This window comes from Paenibacillus xylanexedens (assembly GCF_001908275.1).
Lineage (GTDB): Bacteria > Bacillota > Bacilli > Paenibacillales > Paenibacillaceae > Paenibacillus > Paenibacillus xylanexedens_A.
The window spans coordinates 523,386-540,193 of record NZ_CP018620.1 but is presented as its reverse complement, the minus strand read 5'-3'; the positions used below and the strand labels follow the sequence as shown (position 1 = coordinate 540,193).

Below are 16,808 nucleotides of genomic sequence, written 5' to 3'. Positions count from 1 at the left end.
CCTGTTAATTTCCCGATAAAATGTTTCTCCCCAGTTCTTTTAGGTGTTCCATAGCTTGCAGATAAGGATAAGGTCCATAGCTTACGCGTGCAACACCTAGTGCGGCAAGTTGTTTTGGTGAAGGATCAGGAGAAGTAACCATAACGTTAATTGGCAGCGGTGAACGCTCACACAATTCCTGAATCAGTCGGTGATCCTGCAAACCGGGTACAAACAAACCACTGGCTCCTGCATCTGCATAATGGCTCGAACGTATAAGTGCTTCCTCCAGGAGAGAGTGGTTATGGTGTTCAGGTGCATGTTGCAGAAAAATATCTGTGCGGGCGTTAATGAACAACGGGATGCCTGCCTGCTGCGCAGCTTCCCGGGCGGCGGACAATCTCGGGCATTGCTCCTCCACAGTGTACAATCCCAAGCCAGCGGGAAGTTGATCTTCCATGTTGATTCCTACAGCACCATGATCGATGACTTGCAGGATATTTCGCTTCACTTCTGACACAGACCTCCCATACCCTCCCTCTATATCGATCGTTACAGGTAGATCCACGCTCGCTGTAATCCGTGCCAGATTGGCAAGTACCAGATGGAATGGCATGGCTTCACCATCGCGTTCACCGTGGGCCGCAGCAACGGACCAGCTTCCCGTAGCAATGGCCGTTGCTCCAGCGGATTGGATGGCTTGTGCGCTTCCGGCATCCCACACATTGACCAGAACAAGTGGTTTTCCTTTCACATGGTATTGTTGGAACAACGCTGCTTTTTCTTCTAAGGTACTCATATTATGTTGACTCTCCTTTGTTATATCATGCATTCCTGTGGACATTTGATGCGTACTTCATTACTTCATTCTGTTTTTCAGCTACCCTGTTTTTGTTTCTCGTGAGTCAACAGCCAGTTTTTGCGAGTTAATCCCCCGCCATATCCACCCAGTTCGCCACTGGCATTAATTACACGGTGACATGGAATCACAATCGCAAGCTGATTGGCCCCATTCGCCTGTGCAACAGCTCGGCAAGCAGTCGGTTTTCCCAGTGCATTTGCAATCTCCTGATATGACCTCGTTTCACCAGCCGGAATGGCCAGCAACTCGTCCCACACACGCTTTTGGAATGGTGTTCCTAAACAGAACAACGGTGTGTCGAATGCTGTCCGAATACCTTGAAAGTACTCGTTTAGTTCACGTTCAATGGACTGGATGGGAGCTGTAGTGCCGGGTACAATCGCTGATTTGGTTCGTTTGCGCAGACGCTCAACTTCGCGCTCCAGACCTCTGCGGTCCACAAATTCCAGTAAATATAGCGACTCCTCATCTGCAATGGCCATCATCGGGCCAAGGCGGGTGTCAATCCAGGACGCTTTTAGGATATGTCCTTCATCGACTTGTGTAGGGGCGGCGCCCATGATCCGTGAAAAGGCATCGCGGAAGCCGCTGCTTGACTCATATCCGGTAGATAATTGGCTATCAATCACGGTGCGGCCGGAGCGAATATTTTTCAGGGCAAGTCCCATGCGGCGAGCGCGAGCATATTCCACAAAGGTCATGCCGAACCGCTTCTTGAACTGTCGGCGCGCCGTGGATTCATCGATGGAGAGTTCCTTGAAATCCTGTCCTTTCCAGCGTTTCTCCGGATTGTTCTCCACAGCTTCCACTAATATGCGAACGACATCGGATACTTGGTTGGGGTGAGAAAGCGGGCGACAGCGCTGGCAAGGGCGATAAGAGGCCAGAAGTGCCTGCTGAGCCGTCTCATAGAATTCGCAGTTTTCGAATTTTGGCTTTCGCGCAGGGCATGTGGGACGACAGAACACACCCGTGGTTCGGACTCCAACATAGAATAAACCCTCGTATTCCGAATCCTTGGCCACAAGCGCCTCGTAATATTGTTCCTTCAGATCAGCAGAAATCATGGGGGCACGTCCTTACTTCAATAGATGTATCAATACAAAACGAACCATAAATTACACTGTGTCAAGACGACTGGGTTCACATTCCCCGTTAGCGTGTATATTGTAGGTTCACTGTAAATTGATTATAAAAAAACGATGCACATGGCATCGCCGAAAATCAGGCATGAATATTTTTATTTCATCATTTTTATCATTGGATTGTTATCGCTTTTGGGTACACGTCCAGTTTACCAGAAAGAACGCCAGGAATATGCATAACCCACCGAAGAATGGAGTGAGAAACAGGAAGGCACTGGTCTTCCCTGGGCCACCCTTACTTAATAGCTGTACTTGCCCAAAATTAGTTCAATGAAATGTAAATAGAGACACACTTGACTCTCTGCGTAAAATAGAAGTACCACCAACCACCCCACGCAGAGGAGAACAAGATATGTCTCATACGTCTACTTTATCACAAGAAAAGCACTGGAACAATCGGTTAGGCGAGTGGAAACTTCCGCTATAGTTCTCCAAACCTGCTCTTCACCACATCAAGCACTTCGTGGATGGGATGCTTTCCACCGGTTTTACAGGAACGTTAACGGATATTCACCGCGAAAGCCTTCAAGAGAGAGATCGCCGGACATTGAGTCATTTCTTAACTCATGGGAACTGGGATGCTTCTTACTTGAAACGCGTGGTTCAACGTGTCGCTTTTCAGCAAACTGAGGCGTGCGCTCGGCGAGAATGTAGTCCCATGTTTGTTATTCTGGATGACACCTTGTGTGAAAAAACCAAGCCTTCGTCACAGGCTACACACACGATTCAAGGGGCTTCGTTTCAACATTCTCACCTCAAGCGGCGACATGTTTACGGGCACGCTGTCGTTCAAACGCTACTTCTATCAGGGGATCAGGTCTTTCCTTTTGCCACAGCGCGTTACGACCCACAAGGAGAAAGTAAAATCGAACTCGCGGGTGATATGATTCAGGCCGTCCCGATGTCTTCCTGCCGAACCTACGTCCTGCTGGATTCGTGGTATCCATCTGCTTTCGTACTTCAAACCTGTGCGAAGCGTGGATTTCACGTCATTAGCGGCTTGAAAACGAACCGCATTTTCTATCCGCAAGGCATCCGGCAATCGCTCCAAAGCCTTGCTTCGTACATCTCGAAATCGGACACCGATCTAGTGACCATCGGTTCCTCCGCTTACCGGATATATCGCTATGAGGGCAAGCTTAACTTGGTAGAAAACTCCGTTTTGCTCCTGTGTTGGACCGAGGGAGAAAACTTTGGTCCCAAGCAGATGAAAGCTTTTCTAAGTACAGATGTTTCCCTGAGTAATGAAGAAATATTGAGCTGTTACAGCAAACTTTGGGCCATTGAAACCTATTTTCGTACGGCGAAAGTTCAGCTGGCCATGGATCGTTACCAGGTTCGCTAGGCAAAGGCCATTGACCGTTACTTGACTCTGCTTCTGTTTGCTGCACTGTGTTGTACGTATCGTAACCATGGAAGCTTAATTTACGGGATACATGGCTACCGCTTTCAGAAAAAGCACGACATGATTGAATATATTTACAACCAAGCTCAGCGCGAGGCCACATTAGACCAAATTAAAACGCGGCTCAGAATCGCATAGGGATACTGTCAGGTTTTTTAACTCACAAATATTTAAAGCGATAATTGCCAAGTGCAGTTAATAGGTAATACCACATTCAATTTGACATTTATCGCATATTCTTTAGTGTCTATTCCAATCCACATATGGCTTATGTCATCACGAACGAAATCGAGACGAAACGCTACACATTAATTGTGGTAGAACAGAAAACCATTTGCCGTACCCTGCGGCACAACAACTGTTAGACATAAATTATTTATGTTTCAAATAAAACACTTACGTATACGTAAGTGTTTTTGGTGTGTAGGGGGGAAGTATCTTTCCACCTAATTCGGTAGAGACACTGCGGAGGTATATCGGTACGTCCAAACGAATAATAAGCTATATTCATTATTTGACGGAACTGTATGAAAGCATAGAAAAGAAAGACTAAGAGAAATAACAAAAATCAAAACCCCAATAAATCGCTGTTTTCAAGGAAGCTTAGTTAACACTAAGCTTCTTTTCCTTTGTTCCCACGTTTCAGCTATCTCCCGGTTCACACGTTCTCTTTTTTAGGATTTTTTTGTAAAAAAAGAAATTCATTTCTCTTTATAAGGTAGGAGCGATCTCTTCAAAAAGGACAGAGGGCTTATATTGAAAACGGATAATGAATTGAATCGTCATTTTATCACGTATATAGCCAATCTTATATACTATAACTCTGTAAATAATGACAAAAAGAGACGAATGAAGGAAACCGATTTCCTCTGACCTTAAACAACGATGAAAACCTAGAATCCAGCTTACTTACCGTTTATAATTCAAAATCTGCACCCCAAAATCTAGAAGATCATATTACGGATCTTTCCCTTTTTAAAGCTTATAAATCCCTACCGGCCCAGCAAAAACAGAGTCTCTCTTTTGCGTATGTACAAAAGCTAAATGACAATCAGATATTAGTAGTCGGGCCCATTTGGAATAAAACTTTTTCCTAATGTTGGTTATTGTATTATCTGTATAGAAAGGTGGGCATCTAAACAATTTTTTATGCCCTTATCTCAGAAATTGTAATACAACTTATCTGTCCACTCTCTTAACGAAACGAGTCAAGAATAGAGTGTACAAAGTATTTACAGGAATATTTTTCTATGTTATTGTATGTGATATACATCTAAAATATGGATGTATAGTATAATATTACTGGAGGGAATTATATCATGAATCTTAAGTCCATTTTCAAAGGAGTAGTGTCATCTGCTCTTGCAGTTGGTCTAATTACTGGAGTTAGTACTTTACCGACTTTTGCGCAGTCGACTGAAAGTTTGTCGGAAAATTATGCAACTGAAAGAGGAGTAATTCAACCTTATGACATGGATGTTTCAAGTGGCACTTATTCAGGAACAGGATTTTCGACTTCATACAAATTATCAAGTGCTAATGGGAAAAACGTAAATTTCTTTATTAAGAATACTGGGGATGTAAGCGTAAAAATTACAATTAATGGAGGTTCTGAAGCCACTTTCGCAGCAGGTAAGAGTGGCCACATTAGTGCTCCAGTTGGTGTCTTCGCTAGCGAATATAAATTTAAAGCTTCAGCAACGCCTAATGGTGGTGATATTAGTATAGAATATAAGATTGCTCAAAGAGACTGAGGAAACTCCATAAATAGAAGAGCCGATTTCCTGTAAGTTAAGGGAAATCGGCTTTTATTTTGTATAAGAAAACCCCCAGTTCGACTGGGGGTTCCGGAAAGCTTATAGCTATAAGTAGTCCATCTTTTGACCTTCATGATAAAATGAGTGCCGGTCTGCCAACCGCACGGATGAAATCAAGGAGGGAGAAAGATGGACAAAAGCAGTCTAGCACATACGAAATGGAACTGCAAATATCATATTGTATTTGCGCCTAAATATCGAAGACAAGTGATCTATGGGAAACTGAAAAGGGAAATTGGGAAGATCATTCGAGAGTTATGCGAGAGAAAAGGTGTAGAAATATTGGAAGCGGAAGCTTGTGTCGATCACATACACATACTGGTGAGTATTCCGCCAAAACTGAGTGTGTCTGGAATTTATGGGTTATCCAAAAAGGGAAAAGCTCGCTGATGATTTTCGATAGGTTTGCCAATCTGAAATATCGATATGGCAATCGACAGTTTTGGTGCAGAGGATATTACATGGACACGGTAGGAAGAAACAAGAAAGTGATCGCCGAATACATTCGGAATCAGCTAGCGGAGGATAAGAACTACGAACAGCTGACCATGAAAGAACTATTGGACCCGTTTAAGGGTGAGTCTGTGAAAAAAGGCAAATAATAAGCCCCTTTTAGGGGCAAGCCCGGAACCGCTCGCGGTTGGCAGACTTTCAGTGCGCCTTCTTAGGCGCAAGCTAGTACCATGCCCTTATAGGGCTGATGGAAGCCACCGGCTAAGCCGGTGGTTATGACTAATTTAGGTACTTATTTTCCTGGCTTTCATCTATGAGCATTTTGCATGAGCTCCTCAAGTCTAGTACGTAATCTTTTTTTTACTCTATGTCTGCACCGAATTACCAGATTACCATCTCGGATTCAGGAGCCTTATAAAAAACTAAAAATATCTTAAGCATCAATTTTAATCTCTTTGAGCAATACGATAGTCTATACTAATTTTACCACCATTAGGCGTTGGTACGGCTTTAAATTTATATTTGCTACTTAAGGAACCAACTGGAGCACTAATGTGGCCACTCTTACCTGGTGCGAGAGTTCTTTTCTGATCTCCATTAATTGTGATTCTTACGCTTACATCCCCATTATTTTTAATAAAGAAGTTTACTTTTGCACCATTACTCTTTTTTAATGGGTTTGTAGCCTGAAATTCAGTTCCTGAATAACTGCCACTTTTAGCTGCATAATCTTTCGACGAACTTTCAGTCGACTCCGCAAAAGCAGGTATAATAATAGTTCCAGCAATTAGACCAACTGCAAGAGCAGATGACACTACTCCTTTGAAAACGGACTTAAGATTCACGATAAAGCACTCCTTATTAAAGATATTTGTAATTATTCCGCCTTTATTTCAAATTACATGTCTATACATTCCTGTTTCCGTAGAGGTAGTTCCGTAACGGAGTGCCCTTATTTGTGTTGTCTATCAATTAAGATCGTAAGAGGCTAAACATTTACAATTTTTTTAATTATAGAAACATAAATCCTCTTATATAATATTTTTTTATTCAATCATATTTTATACATATATTACATTTAATGATATAGTAAAAAAGTACCAGTCTGAACTTTTTAGATCTGGATTATGCAAAATTCGATTCGGGCAGTGCAGAAGAAGAAAATGCTTATCTGAAAGTGCAGGTAGAATATCTAACAAAAGCTCAATCCAAATTTGCACGGAGAGGGAAGCTGGATTTCGAAGCTCGGTGCCCAGTCCGGTCGAGAAATAAGCAAGTGGGCACCTGTGGTCTGGCTGTGTAAAATTGCTGAAATTTCGCGTGCAGGTTACTACAAATGGAAGAAGAATATCGCCCTCAAAGAGAAACGAGCAGAACGGGATGCGGTTCTGAAAGCACATATTTTAGGCATCTACCGGATTCGTCCTTATTTCGGTACGCGAACCGGTTTAGAAAAGAAAGGTTTTTGCTTAGCTCTCGGTTGTGATGGATCTGAACAACAACGAAATTATAGCTTGGAAACTCTCCGAGCGAAATGACTTAAAACTGGTGACAGACACGGTGAAGAAACTGAAGTGTGGACCTTTCTTGCTCCATTCGGGCCAGGGGTTTCAGTATACAACACAGAGTTATGCGAAGTTACTTGAAGAGAAAAAGCTCACAGGGAGCCATTGTCAGCGTGGGAACTGCTATGACAATGCTTGTATTGAGTGGTTCTTCTCCCACTTAAAGACTGAGAGTTGTATTTGGAGAAACCTCAGAATTTGGAGCAAGCAAGGAGCCAAATTACGGAGTATATTTTATTTTACAACAGGGAACTTTTCCAAAACAAACTGGGCGACCTCTCCCCGATTGAATTCCGAGAAAAAGTCGCCGCTTAATAAAACTTCTTTTTTTTATTATCTACTTGAATGGGTTATGACCAAACATTTACATGATCCGACAGCAAATAAACCCCACTGTCTATAGCGTTCTGATTCTCCACTGCTAACGCCTCCATAAAATAGATTTAATTCACTAAAAGGAGTCTCTTAATTGTAGCCAAGAAGTAATATCATCCATTTAATTATAAATATACCCAATAATTTAATGTAAAATTAATTTAGTATAGAGAAGTTTGATTATGAAACTATATATCTACAAAATATTTTTTATTTTTTAATATATTTACATTATAACCAATGATGCTTATAGGGACAGTATTTAAAAATTTTGGATCTTTTGGTGGCTATAATACCTATCAGCTATTGTCTACACTTCTTATTAAGAGGAGTAGATGACTTATATGAATCAAACAATGGCTGTACAGATTGTTGCTATCATAAGGAAATTAAGAACTGAACAGCGATTAACACAGCAAGCCTTAGCCGATGAAATAGGCTCATCTTTCTCCTTTGTCGGTAGAGTTGAGCGCGGTGAAAGCAACGTCACATTAGAGACTATCATAAAGATTTGGAATGTCCTGAAATTGAGTTTTTGACCTTATGAGTTTAGGAAAAAAATAAGACAGCGAGGATATTCTGGCAATCCATGCAATACTGCTAAAAAGAAACGAGAAAGAGCAAAGAATAGCACTTAATATTTTGAAAGAAGTATTTGATTGGGACGAGGTGTGAAACTATACAATAGCTTGACCTGAAATGTGCAGTATCTCATAGAATTTATTTTTCGGATACTTTACCAATATTAGTTGATCCTGAACTTCAATTTAATCATTTAACTCGACCTATAAGAAGAGCCCCATACATCCTACCTGCTTCTACCTCTAGAAATAATTTGTTAAAGAACTGGGTGGAGGCTGTTGAGCAGAGGGACGCTTCGAATAGAGTCGAAAAATCAAGAGAAGATATCCGTCAACAAGCATATGAAGAAATAGAAATGGCGATCCAATCCTTAGAAGATATGCATCAAGTAAAACGAAAAAAATGTTGACTAATTTGTCTGTTTAGGATAAAAGTACATTAGGTAATAAATGTAATTAACTAATGGCCCATGGTGGGCCTCAGACCTTCGCCTTTAGCGGAGGTTTTTAATTATCATCATAATTATCTTCAGTAGTTTCCGGAAAGTAACCAAGTCTACTTTTACAGATTGGGCAAAGTACTTCTGATGTACGATTAAGAGCATTAGCAGCCACCCAAGTGGTCTCTTCAGATAAAGCATCCATAATGAATTCTATTTTTCCATAACTACAATTACGATGGTCATATGCAGAAATTACCCCATACCTCAACCAGTTACAACCTATCTTATATTTCCCGATTATGTATGTTTTGTACCTGATGTACTGTGTTTTTTATGGACGTTAATGATTATGTATTTCATACGGTATAAAGCAGCCAAGCTGAAAGAGGATATCAAATCAAGTTTAAAGAAGGGATCACTACTTGCTTTGATAATGAACATAGAGGAATAGGTGGACCTCTGTCAAGAAAGTAGACACCTATGCTACGGATTTTTCGGTAAATTGCTGTGCAAAACGGACAGGGGAAAGGTACCCCAGTGCGCCATGCATTCGCTTGCGGTTGTAATAAAACTCAATGTATTGGTAGATGGCCATGTAGGCCTCTTCCGGTGTTTTAAAGCGTGGATTACAGTAAATGAGTTCCTTTTTCAAAATACTGTGCCAAGACTCGATGCAGACGTTATCGTAACAGTTTCCTCGACGGCTCATGCTGGATTACGTACCTTAGACACTTAATTGATCAACGTATTCTTTGGATGTGTATTGGGACCCGCGATCCGAATGATGGAGCAAACCCTGACCAGATCGTTTGGCAGTGTAAGCAGCTTTTAAAGCATCCAGCACCAAGCTAGTTTCCATATGGTTCGATAAACGCCAACCCACAATTTCACGCGTGCACAAATCCAGGACACTGGGGAGATACAAGCGTCCTCCTCGGCACGGGATGTATGTGATGTCTGTAACCCAGACGGTGTTCGGTTTGAGCTTCTTAAACTGTTGATTCAGCGTGTTGGGTGCGACCGGATGGTTATGCATGGAGTCCGTGGTCTGGACACGATACATCCGGCTAACGACGGAACGGAGCTTCATTTGGCGCATGTGCACACTCACCGTACGTTCGGTAATCTTAAACCCTTCCAGATGAAGCAACCGAGTAATTTTGAGGCTACCATATTGCTTATTGTGTTCGGAAAAATGGTACTGAATTCGCTTCATGATCTGAGATTTCCGAAGCTGCTGCATGCTTGTTTTGTTTATGCGCCATTTGTAGTACCCGCTCCGTGAGACCTGCAGGGTTTCGCACATCTTCTCCAAGTGGAACTCGGAGCGATGGTTCTCCACGAACTGGAATCTCAGTTCTTTGGTTTGCTGAATATGTGCACCGCTTTTTTACAATAGCCAGTTCCTCTCCCGTATCGGCAAGTCGATGTTCTTTCTCTTGGAGTATACGACGCATCTCTTTCAGCTCTGCTTCAAGTTCCTTAACTCGGTCCATACTGGCAGCAGGTTCGTTTTTGAGCTCACGATATTGGCTCGTCCATTGATGTAACGTACTTTTCGGGATGTTAAGCTCTTCCGCCAGATCACTGAGTGTCTTCGTCTGTTCTTGAATAAACTTGACCGTTTGCTTTTTAAATTCTTCATCGTATCGTTGCCGTTGTTCTCCCATGTGGACACACCTCCGTTAGTCTTATTATCCTTCTGTCCGTTAATGGGTGTCCACTTTTTATTCTAGCTCCAAGGTTACTTTAAAGTCTGTTTAACCATGCAAATTTTTAATGAACAGTTTGGTAGTGGTTGCTGTATTTCACGATGATGATTAACTTTTTGAGGTATTTACATAATATTATGGATCTTTATGAGGGACGATAGGGTGTAGTGATTACTAAAGAAGGTGCTGAGTGCAAAGCGTTCTTTGGAATTAATGCATCATGCTTATTACTTTAGATGAACATGGAGGGAGTTCCAATGATGAAATTCAATACAAATACATCTGTGCTCTGGGTATCTGCCTTATGTATCTTGCTGCTGACGAGTGCCTGTGGTGCCAAGAATAATAATGAATCGGTTCAGGAGCATGCCTATCCACAATCGAAGCAACCCATAGAGGAAGCTGGGGAAAGCTCTGTTCCAAATGCGGATGCGAAGAATGACAATGATCAAGGTAGTGCGAGTGGTAATGAGGGCAAGCCTACGGCGCAATCGGAATCCACGGAACCGTCGGAGCAGATTGATATCGTCATTGACCAGTCCGAGAAACCGAGCGAGGGTAACAGCTTTGATTTTGGAATTAAACAAGTTCCGAAGGGATATACACTAACGGAGATGAGATGGACGTCCAACACGGTGACGATTGTGAATTCGCTACAGGAAGCCATTGAACATGGTGGAAATGGTGAAGAGGGGTTTTACTTTAGCGGTAATGGACAATTCTCTGGATTTATCTACTCGGATGAGATGAAGGGTGAGCGCGGCAAAGCGACATTTGTCTTCACCAATGATGAGGGGAACGAAATCATGTCCGAGAAAGAAATTACGTTGAAGTAGCAGACATATCATGAAGGCTCCGTCTGGAGCCTGTTGAACAGGGAAAGCAGCCACTTGGGCTGCTTTTTTTGACATACATGATTACAAGATCGCCGAACTATCTGTTCTGTTGCTACATAAAGTCAAAGAAATAACGGACCACGTGGAACATAACCGGCGAGGTATAGGTCAGGCTGTCGACCCGGCTCAGGTAGCTTTTTTTGAGCGAATCGAACTTGTTGTCATCTCCAATTAACAGATCGCGCTTCAGTACAGACACCGTCAGACTGCCGAAGAATCCGGCCAGACTGATCAACACCCCGATGAACAGCGAGAATTTCCAATCAAATGGCGTCAGGTAGGGATGGATAAAATAAGACGTTGCTGTCGTTACAATAAATGCACACGCGAACCCTTCCCAGGTGACAAAAGGATTGGCGGTAGGCACCACTTTTCGTTTGCCCAGATAGAGAGAGACCAGATAGTGCACCACATCATTAAGCTGTGTTAACACGACCAGGAACAACATCAGCTTGGACCCGTACTCCGGTGTGGCAAATGGAAAATAGGCTAGGTGGCTCAGCCCAAACACCATCAGCATCAATCCCCATTGTGTGGAGCTGACACTGCGCAGGAAACCGACCGTACCTTTGTTAATCAGGCGTGGCAAGGGCAGCACCAGGAACACATATAGTGGAATAAACACGATAAACATGCCATACCATCCAATGTAGATCCAGTAAAACTGAACCGGAATCGCCAGATAGGCCCAGAGGAACAGCCTGCGGTCGGCTTTGCGTGTACTGCGAATCATGGAGAAGTATTCTTTAAGTGAGAAGAATGCAAGCACCATAAGGGAGATGAGGGACACGATGGGGTTAAAAAGGGTAGCGAGGCAGAAGATCACAAACATACCCCACCAGGTTTTGATTTTTTGGCCGATGCCTGAATAGTCTTTGCTTGGCTGAAGTTTTGCAATAATTTTGTACACGATATGTATCACAAGTAAAGCTGTGAAGATTAACGTTAGTGTAAAGAGTGAACTGCTCACGTACCGATCACCTGCTTATTCAAAGTAAGATTCCATTATAGGGTACCTATGTTATTATGAAGGAATAGTGCCAACTTGATAAGGGGAAATTTTGCTATGACAGATGAACGCTCCATCTATATCCTGCTTACGAATACAGGAACGCTGTTTACTAAGGTTATTCAAAGCTATACCCGAGCGCCATATAATCACGCATCGATCTCATTTGACCGGGAGTTAACCGAGCTGTACAGCTTCGGCCGCAAGCATCCGAGCAATCCGCTGAATGGCGGCGCTTTGTGAAGGAAAATATTCAGACAGGTACATACAGCAAGTATCCCAATACCACATGTGTCATATACAAGCTTCAGGTGACGGATCGGGAAGTGGAAAAGATGAAACGTGTGCTGCACATCTTCATCCGCAGCCGCCAGAAATATATGTACAATCTGCTCGGCGTGATCGGCATTACGCTCAAGGAGCCGGTGGAGTTCAGCAACTCCTACTTCTGCTCCCAATTTGTAGCCGAGATTCTACAGCGTTCGGGAATCAAACTGTGGAACAAGCTGCCTGCGCTGGTGACACCGGATGATTTTCGCCAGAGTGAACGATTGCAACTGGTTTATGAAGGGAAATTAAGCGAGTATACGCTGGGGAATGCAGAGCAAGAGTAGGGTAGGTGTGTGTGCTGATGCTTGCCAAGGAAATCGAACCATGAAATAGCCTGCTGCCACGAATGACGAGGCAACAGGCTGTTTGTGTACTTCATATAGATGATGGTGAGGATGAGGATCGGTCAAAATCAACCTCTTCAAGGAATTCGATCACTTCACCATTCGGACTGTGGACGAGCGCATTTCTAACCCGAAGTGCAGGTTCGCCAAGCGATATCCAATCCGGTTCAACGTAGGCCTTGGCTCCATGGGCGAGCGCTCGCTGATAGATATCTTCTACATCATGCACGTAAAAGGCGAAATGTAACAGTGCGCCGTGCCGGACCGCTTCAGGAGAGGTGGCAGGTTCACCCTCGGCGGGAATGACGGCTTTTGGGTCAAATACCTCAATACAGGTGCGCTGATCCGGAGAGATCAGCATACATGCCTCGGTAATGTGAAAGGAAGGCAAACTCCAGGAGTGACCGACCTTGAATCCCAATACTTTTGTATAAAACGCCAGAGTATCTTCGTAATTACGAGCCTGAATGGCTACATGTGCAAGTCCAATAACACTCACATTACATCGCTCCTTTTTCAGATTGTATTCTAAATTATAGGGTTGATATCGCATTGGAACCATACAATATCAAAGGATATAATGAGATGAAATCTAACTATTTTTAGCTAATTCATTAGAAAAACCTTATTAAATAAGTCGACGACTCGGAGGTCTTACAAATGGAACACATGATAGATGAAATCGATCAGCAGATTATGCGCTTGCTGCAACATCATGCACGTATCCCCATTGCACAGATAAGCAAAGAAATTAACATGTCCCAACCTTCGGTTAAGGAAAGAATTCTGAAACTGGAGGAGAGAGGTGTAATAACGGGATATTCGACCATCTATAATCTGGCACAATTGAACCGTGGAACCACGACGTTTATTTTACTCAAAACAGAGCATTGCGACGAATTGGTCCAGTTCTGTGAACAGGCCATCGAAGTCACGGATGTCTATCGGATTAGCGGTGAGTATAACTATCTGATCAAGGTACAGACGGCGTCCATTGAAGAACTTGCCGAATTTCAGGATTCACTGGTGAAGCTGGGACCCTCCAAATCCCATATCAGCATGAAAAATATTATGGAAAACCGTGTTCTCCTTTAAGATATGAGAGAGACTAGAGAGAAGACATTTGTTCTGGCACCGGATTCGTTCAAAGAAAGCATGACAGCAAAAGAAGTATGTATCGCGATGGAAAAAGGTTTGCGTAAAATATACCCGACGGCACGCTATATTCATGTACCTATGGCAGATGGTGGGGAAGGTACGGTGCAGTCCCTTGTGGACGCTTCCGGCGGTGTCCTTCACCAGCAAGAGGTCAGCGGACCATTGGGTCAGACAGTCACTGCACAGTATGGCATTCTGGGTGGCGGAACAACGGCGGCCATCGAGATGGCATCGGCCAGCGGCATTCACTTGGTTACCAAGGAGACCCGGGACCCGCTCCGGACGACAACCTATGGAACAGGCGAGTTGATTCGCGCATGTCTGGACCTTGGCATACGCAAGATCATCATTGGCATTGGTGGTAGTGCGACCAACGATGGTGGGGCTGGCATGGCTGAAGCGCTTGGTGTGAAGTTTCTGGATGCAGAGGGTCAGCCGCTTGCGCGTGGGGGCGGGGCTTTGGATCAACTGGCTCAGATTGATGTATCTGGTCTGGATGAGCGTTTGCAAGAAGTGGAGTTCATTGTGGCCTGTGATGTGACCAATCCCCTATGTGGGGAGCATGGCGCATCAAGGGTGTTTGGACCACAAAAAGGGGCTACTCCAGAGATGGTTGAACAGCTGGATGCGAATCTGTCCCATTATGCAGATGTGGTGAAACAGCAACTTCATAAAGATATCCGAGATGTACAAGGAGCCGGAGCGGCTGGAGGGTTGGGCGCGGGACTTTTGATTTTTACACAGGCTGTGTTACGTAAAGGGATTGAGATTGTCATTGAATATACTGAGTTGCGTGAAAAGTTGATTACTGCGGATGTGGTATTTACGGGCGAAGGTGGTATTGACTTCCAAACGAAATTTGGCAAGACCCCCTATGGTGTTGCTCGGGCAGCCAAGGAAGTGGGTAAACCTGTGATTGCTCTTGCAGGCTGTGTGGGCGAAGGGATCGACACCCTCTACGCGGAAGGCATTGATGCCATATTTGGTATTGTGCCTGGGGCAGCAAATCTGGAACGACTGTTGCGAGAAGGCCCGGAGAATGTGGAACGTACCGCCGAGAATATTGCAAGAGTACTGAAGCTGGGTCTACTTTCTTAGGTCAGCGACCATCGGGATCGTATGGGGCCGGATTGGAATGTGATGTGACAAAGACGGGATGCGGATATGCCTGATATCAGGTGATCTGTCTCTCGTTTTTTTTGCTGTGAAGTTCCATTGTATAGTTGTCGTTCAGGTCGCTTCGTTCGCGTTATTTTTACCCTTGATGGCACCTTGTGTGCTGTTCAGGTAGTTCAGATGTGCTTTGCCCCAACCACACATGCCGTCCAATAACGTACCGATGGTCTGGCCGTGTTCGGACAGGCTGTATTCTACCTTTGGTGGAACATCACCATAGAGCGTGCGCACAATAATTTGATCCTGCTCCAGTTCACGCAGTTGTTTCGTTAACGTGCCCTGAGATACATCAGGAATCATGCGTCGTAGTTCACCGAATCGCTTCGTACCTTCCTTTAATAAAATAAACAAGATAAGGGGTTTCCACTTCCCATTAATGGTCTCCAGTGTTGTCAGTACTCCCTGTAACCTTGGTTCTTGTAAATTCATAGTAAACACCTCGATTTATATGTCTATATGTATCTCCATCATACCGGATTTTCTCTATCTCTGCTTGATCGACTCTGTGAAAAGAGGGGGGATAGCCCTCGTAATCCCGTCCCAATAGTACGAATATTCGTACTAGGTACGATGTAAATGCGTACTATTCAACGTCCTTCATTTCATGAATAATGAACACAACGTGAGAGCACAAGCACTTACATCACCGGAGATGAGAGGATGATCATAGATGAATCAGTATACATTGGAGAATAAAAGGGTCGTTGTTATCGGAGGGAGCTCGGGCATCGGACTGGCTACGGCAATTCAGGCAGCTGCCGCAGGTGCGGATGTGATTATTGCAGGAAGATCGGCGTCCAGACTGGAGGAAGCAAGGGAACATATTACGAAGGCTGTGGGCACAGGCATCGCTGGAGAAACGGTGGTGGAAGTTCATGTATTGGACAATCAGGATGAACAGCAACTCGAAGCATTTTTCGCCCGAATCGGAACGTTCGATCATCTCTTCACACCAGGAGCAGCCTACACTCGAGGACCACTGACTTCAGATCGGGAGACAGCAGAGAGTTGCTTCAAAGGCAAGTTCTGGCCCCAATACTTTGCGGCTAAATACGCTGCGCCGTCTCTTTCAGTTTCCGGCTCGATCACCTTAATGTCTGGTGGATTCAGCCAGCGTCCATTGGATGGCGGTGCTTCCTACGCTGCATGTAACGGTGCAATTGAGAGCCTGGGTAAAGCACTCGCGGTGGAACTATCACCGGTTCGTGTGAATGTTGTATCCCCCGGAACCATCTGGCGGGAGGGGCAAGAAGGAACGGCGCGTGGTGATCATTTTAAAGATTATGAGAAGCTGTCTCTACTCAAGCGGGTTGGCTACAATGAAGAAATTGCACATACAGTTACGTATCTGATGACCAATACATTCACGACGGGCAGCACATTGTATGTGGATGGCGGGTACACCTTGATTTAAGAGCTGGAGTTATATAGGTCCAAAAGAATACTTTTTTAAAAATAAAATGATGAAATATGGCGAAAAAAGTTGAGATCTATCCTGTTTTTATACTACAGGATGGATCTTTTTCCTTTTATTTACTCTTTTTGTTTAGATTCTGTT

16 protein-coding genes and 6 pseudogenes are annotated in these 16,808 nt (G+C 43.9%); 12 read left to right on the top strand and 10 right to left on the bottom strand.

From position 1 onward, the window contains the following. Window positions 1-4: 4 nt before the first annotated feature. From BS614_RS02240 to BS614_RS32525, 3 genes and pseudogenes are all read right to left on the bottom strand, one after another. Window positions 5-778, bottom strand: a complete 774-nt coding sequence (locus BS614_RS02240; protein ID WP_074092793.1) for an isocitrate lyase/PEP mutase family protein — start codon at window positions 776-778, stop codon at window positions 5-7. A gap of 77 nt (window positions 779-855) precedes the next feature. After that, complete coding sequence (locus BS614_RS02235; protein WP_074092792.1) at window positions 856-1,908, bottom strand: bifunctional transcriptional activator/DNA repair enzyme AdaA; 1,053 nt, start codon at window positions 1,906-1,908, stop codon at window positions 856-858. A 201-nt stretch (window positions 1,909-2,109) separates the two neighbouring features. Beyond that, window positions 2,110-2,232, bottom strand: a pseudogene (locus BS614_RS32525) (DMT family transporter); the annotation flags it as partial. Between the two features lie 106 nt (window positions 2,233-2,338). On the opposite strand from BS614_RS32525, the pseudogene BS614_RS02230 reads away from it, so the two are divergent. The 3 genes and pseudogenes from BS614_RS02230 to tnpA all read left to right on the top strand — a co-directional run bounded on the left by BS614_RS02230 (window position 2,339) and on the right by tnpA (window position 5,810). After that, a pseudogene (locus tag BS614_RS02230) lies at window positions 2,339-3,529 on the top strand (IS701 family transposase). A 1,181-nt stretch (window positions 3,530-4,710) separates the two neighbouring features. After that, window positions 4,711-5,145 (top strand): hypothetical protein, encoded by a 435-nt coding sequence (locus BS614_RS02225; RefSeq protein WP_017691558.1) that lies wholly within the window; start codon window positions 4,711-4,713, stop codon window positions 5,143-5,145. 192 nt (window positions 5,146-5,337) lie between these two features. Further along, window positions 5,338-5,810 (top strand): annotated as a pseudogene (tnpA, locus tag BS614_RS02220) (IS200/IS605 family transposase). Between the two features lie 297 nt (window positions 5,811-6,107). Here the strand turns inward: tnpA and BS614_RS02215 are convergent. Beyond that, window positions 6,108-6,506: a hypothetical protein gene (locus tag BS614_RS02215; protein ID WP_074092791.1), complete on the bottom strand. Its 399-nt coding sequence runs from the start codon at window positions 6,504-6,506 to the stop codon at window positions 6,108-6,110. Between the two features lie 441 nt (window positions 6,507-6,947). Between BS614_RS02215 and BS614_RS31755 the strand changes: the two genes are divergently transcribed. The 4 genes and pseudogenes from BS614_RS31755 to BS614_RS32060 all read left to right on the top strand — a co-directional run bounded on the left by BS614_RS31755 (window position 6,948) and on the right by BS614_RS32060 (window position 8,140). Next, complete coding sequence (locus tag BS614_RS31755; protein WP_167544367.1) at window positions 6,948-7,199, top strand: hypothetical protein; 252 nt, start codon at window positions 6,948-6,950, stop codon at window positions 7,197-7,199. After that, a pseudogene (locus tag BS614_RS32520) lies at window positions 7,147-7,290 on the top strand (IS3-like element ISBth8 family transposase); the annotation flags it as partial. The gene BS614_RS31755 and the pseudogene BS614_RS32520, both read left to right, overlap by 53 nt. Window positions 7,291-7,400: 110 nt before the next feature. Continuing rightward, the gene (locus BS614_RS32515; RefSeq protein WP_425320290.1) at window positions 7,401-7,541 is read left to right on the top strand and encodes an IS3 family transposase; all 141 of its coding nucleotides are present in this window, start codon (window positions 7,401-7,403) and stop codon (window positions 7,539-7,541) included. A 404-nt stretch (window positions 7,542-7,945) separates the two neighbouring features. Continuing rightward, on the top strand, window positions 7,946-8,140 hold the full coding sequence (locus BS614_RS32060) for a helix-turn-helix domain-containing protein (protein ID WP_167544365.1): 195 nt from the start codon (window positions 7,946-7,948) through the stop codon (window positions 8,138-8,140). A gap of 963 nt (window positions 8,141-9,103) precedes the next feature. Here the strand turns inward: BS614_RS32060 and BS614_RS02200 are convergent. The 3 genes and pseudogenes from BS614_RS02200 to BS614_RS32055 form a co-directional block, all read right to left on the bottom strand. Next, the gene (locus BS614_RS02200; RefSeq protein ID WP_074092789.1) at window positions 9,104-9,334 is read right to left on the bottom strand and encodes an IS3 family transposase; all 231 of its coding nucleotides are present in this window, start codon (window positions 9,332-9,334) and stop codon (window positions 9,104-9,106) included. Between the two features lie 15 nt (window positions 9,335-9,349). Beyond that, window positions 9,350-9,931: an IS3 family transposase gene (locus BS614_RS02195; protein ID WP_074092788.1), complete on the bottom strand. Its 582-nt coding sequence runs from the start codon at window positions 9,929-9,931 to the stop codon at window positions 9,350-9,352. A 196-nt stretch (window positions 9,932-10,127) separates the two neighbouring features. Then, window positions 10,128-10,295 (bottom strand): annotated as a pseudogene (locus tag BS614_RS32055) (transposase); the annotation flags it as partial. Between the two features lie 299 nt (window positions 10,296-10,594). On the opposite strand from BS614_RS32055, the gene BS614_RS02185 reads away from it, so the two are divergent. Next, window positions 10,595-11,173 (top strand): hypothetical protein, encoded by a 579-nt coding sequence (locus tag BS614_RS02185; protein ID WP_244898256.1) that lies wholly within the window; start codon window positions 10,595-10,597, stop codon window positions 11,171-11,173. 112 nt (window positions 11,174-11,285) lie between these two features. Here the strand turns inward: BS614_RS02185 and BS614_RS02180 are convergent, their stop codons facing one another. Beyond that, a complete protein-coding gene (locus BS614_RS02180; protein ID WP_074092787.1) occupies window positions 11,286-12,203 on the bottom strand; it encodes a phosphatidate cytidylyltransferase in 918 nt (305 codons plus the stop codon). 96 nt (window positions 12,204-12,299) lie between these two features. Here BS614_RS02180 and BS614_RS02175 point away from each other — a divergent pair. Further along, window positions 12,300-12,856 (top strand): annotated as a pseudogene (locus tag BS614_RS02175) (hypothetical protein). A 91-nt stretch (window positions 12,857-12,947) separates the two neighbouring features. On the opposite strand, the gene BS614_RS02170 reads toward BS614_RS02175, so the two are convergent. After that, a complete protein-coding gene (locus tag BS614_RS02170) occupies window positions 12,948-13,415 on the bottom strand; it encodes a VOC family protein (protein ID WP_074092786.1) in 468 nt (155 codons plus the stop codon). Window positions 13,416-13,576: 161 nt separating this feature from the next. Between BS614_RS02170 and BS614_RS02165 the strand changes: the two genes are divergently transcribed. After that, on the top strand, window positions 13,577-14,011 hold the full coding sequence (locus tag BS614_RS02165) for an Lrp/AsnC family transcriptional regulator (RefSeq protein WP_074092785.1): 435 nt from the start codon (window positions 13,577-13,579) through the stop codon (window positions 14,009-14,011). A gap of 3 nt (window positions 14,012-14,014) precedes the next feature. Continuing rightward, the gene (locus BS614_RS02160) at window positions 14,015-15,172 is read left to right on the top strand and encodes a glycerate kinase family protein (protein ID WP_074092784.1); all 1,158 of its coding nucleotides are present in this window, start codon (window positions 14,015-14,017) and stop codon (window positions 15,170-15,172) included. 132 nt (window positions 15,173-15,304) lie between these two features. Here BS614_RS02160 and BS614_RS02155 read toward each other — a convergent pair whose 3' ends face one another. Further along, window positions 15,305-15,679: a winged helix-turn-helix transcriptional regulator gene (locus BS614_RS02155; protein ID WP_074092783.1), complete on the bottom strand. Its 375-nt coding sequence runs from the start codon at window positions 15,677-15,679 to the stop codon at window positions 15,305-15,307. 241 nt (window positions 15,680-15,920) lie between these two features. Here BS614_RS02155 and BS614_RS02150 point away from each other — a divergent pair, with 241 nt between their 5' ends. After that, window positions 15,921-16,664 carry an SDR family oxidoreductase gene (locus BS614_RS02150; RefSeq protein ID WP_074092782.1) on the top strand — a complete coding sequence of 248 codons (744 nt, stop codon included), beginning with the start codon at window positions 15,921-15,923 and terminating at the stop codon, window positions 16,662-16,664. Window positions 16,665-16,808: the final 144 nt, after the last annotated feature.

Coding starts and splice junctions, on each gene's coding strand:
- BS614_RS02240 (WP_074092793.1), bottom strand. CDS start 778: ATGAGTACCTTAGAAGAAAAAGCAGCGTTGTTCCAACAATACCATGTG.
- BS614_RS02235 (WP_074092792.1), bottom strand. CDS start 1,908: ATGATTTCTGCTGATCTGAAGGAACAATATTACGAGGCGCTTGTGGCC.
- BS614_RS02225 (WP_017691558.1), top strand. CDS start 4,711: ATGAATCTTAAGTCCATTTTCAAAGGAGTAGTGTCATCTGCTCTTGCA.
- BS614_RS32060 (WP_167544365.1), top strand. CDS start 7,946: ATGAATCAAACAATGGCTGTACAGATTGTTGCTATCATAAGGAAATTA.
- BS614_RS02200 (WP_074092789.1), bottom strand. CDS start 9,334: ATGAGCCGTCGAGGAAACTGTTACGATAACGTCTGCATCGAGTCTTGG.
- BS614_RS02195 (WP_074092788.1), bottom strand. CDS start 9,931: ATGTGCGAAACCCTGCAGGTCTCACGGAGCGGGTACTACAAATGGCGC.
- BS614_RS02185 (WP_244898256.1), top strand. CDS start 10,595: ATGATGAAATTCAATACAAATACATCTGTGCTCTGGGTATCTGCCTTA.
- BS614_RS02165 (WP_074092785.1), top strand. CDS start 13,577: ATGGAACACATGATAGATGAAATCGATCAGCAGATTATGCGCTTGCTG.
- BS614_RS02160 (WP_074092784.1), top strand. CDS start 14,015: ATGAGAGAGACTAGAGAGAAGACATTTGTTCTGGCACCGGATTCGTTC.
- BS614_RS02155 (WP_074092783.1), bottom strand. CDS start 15,679: ATGAATTTACAAGAACCAAGGTTACAGGGAGTACTGACAACACTGGAG.
- BS614_RS02150 (WP_074092782.1), top strand. CDS start 15,921: ATGAATCAGTATACATTGGAGAATAAAAGGGTCGTTGTTATCGGAGGG.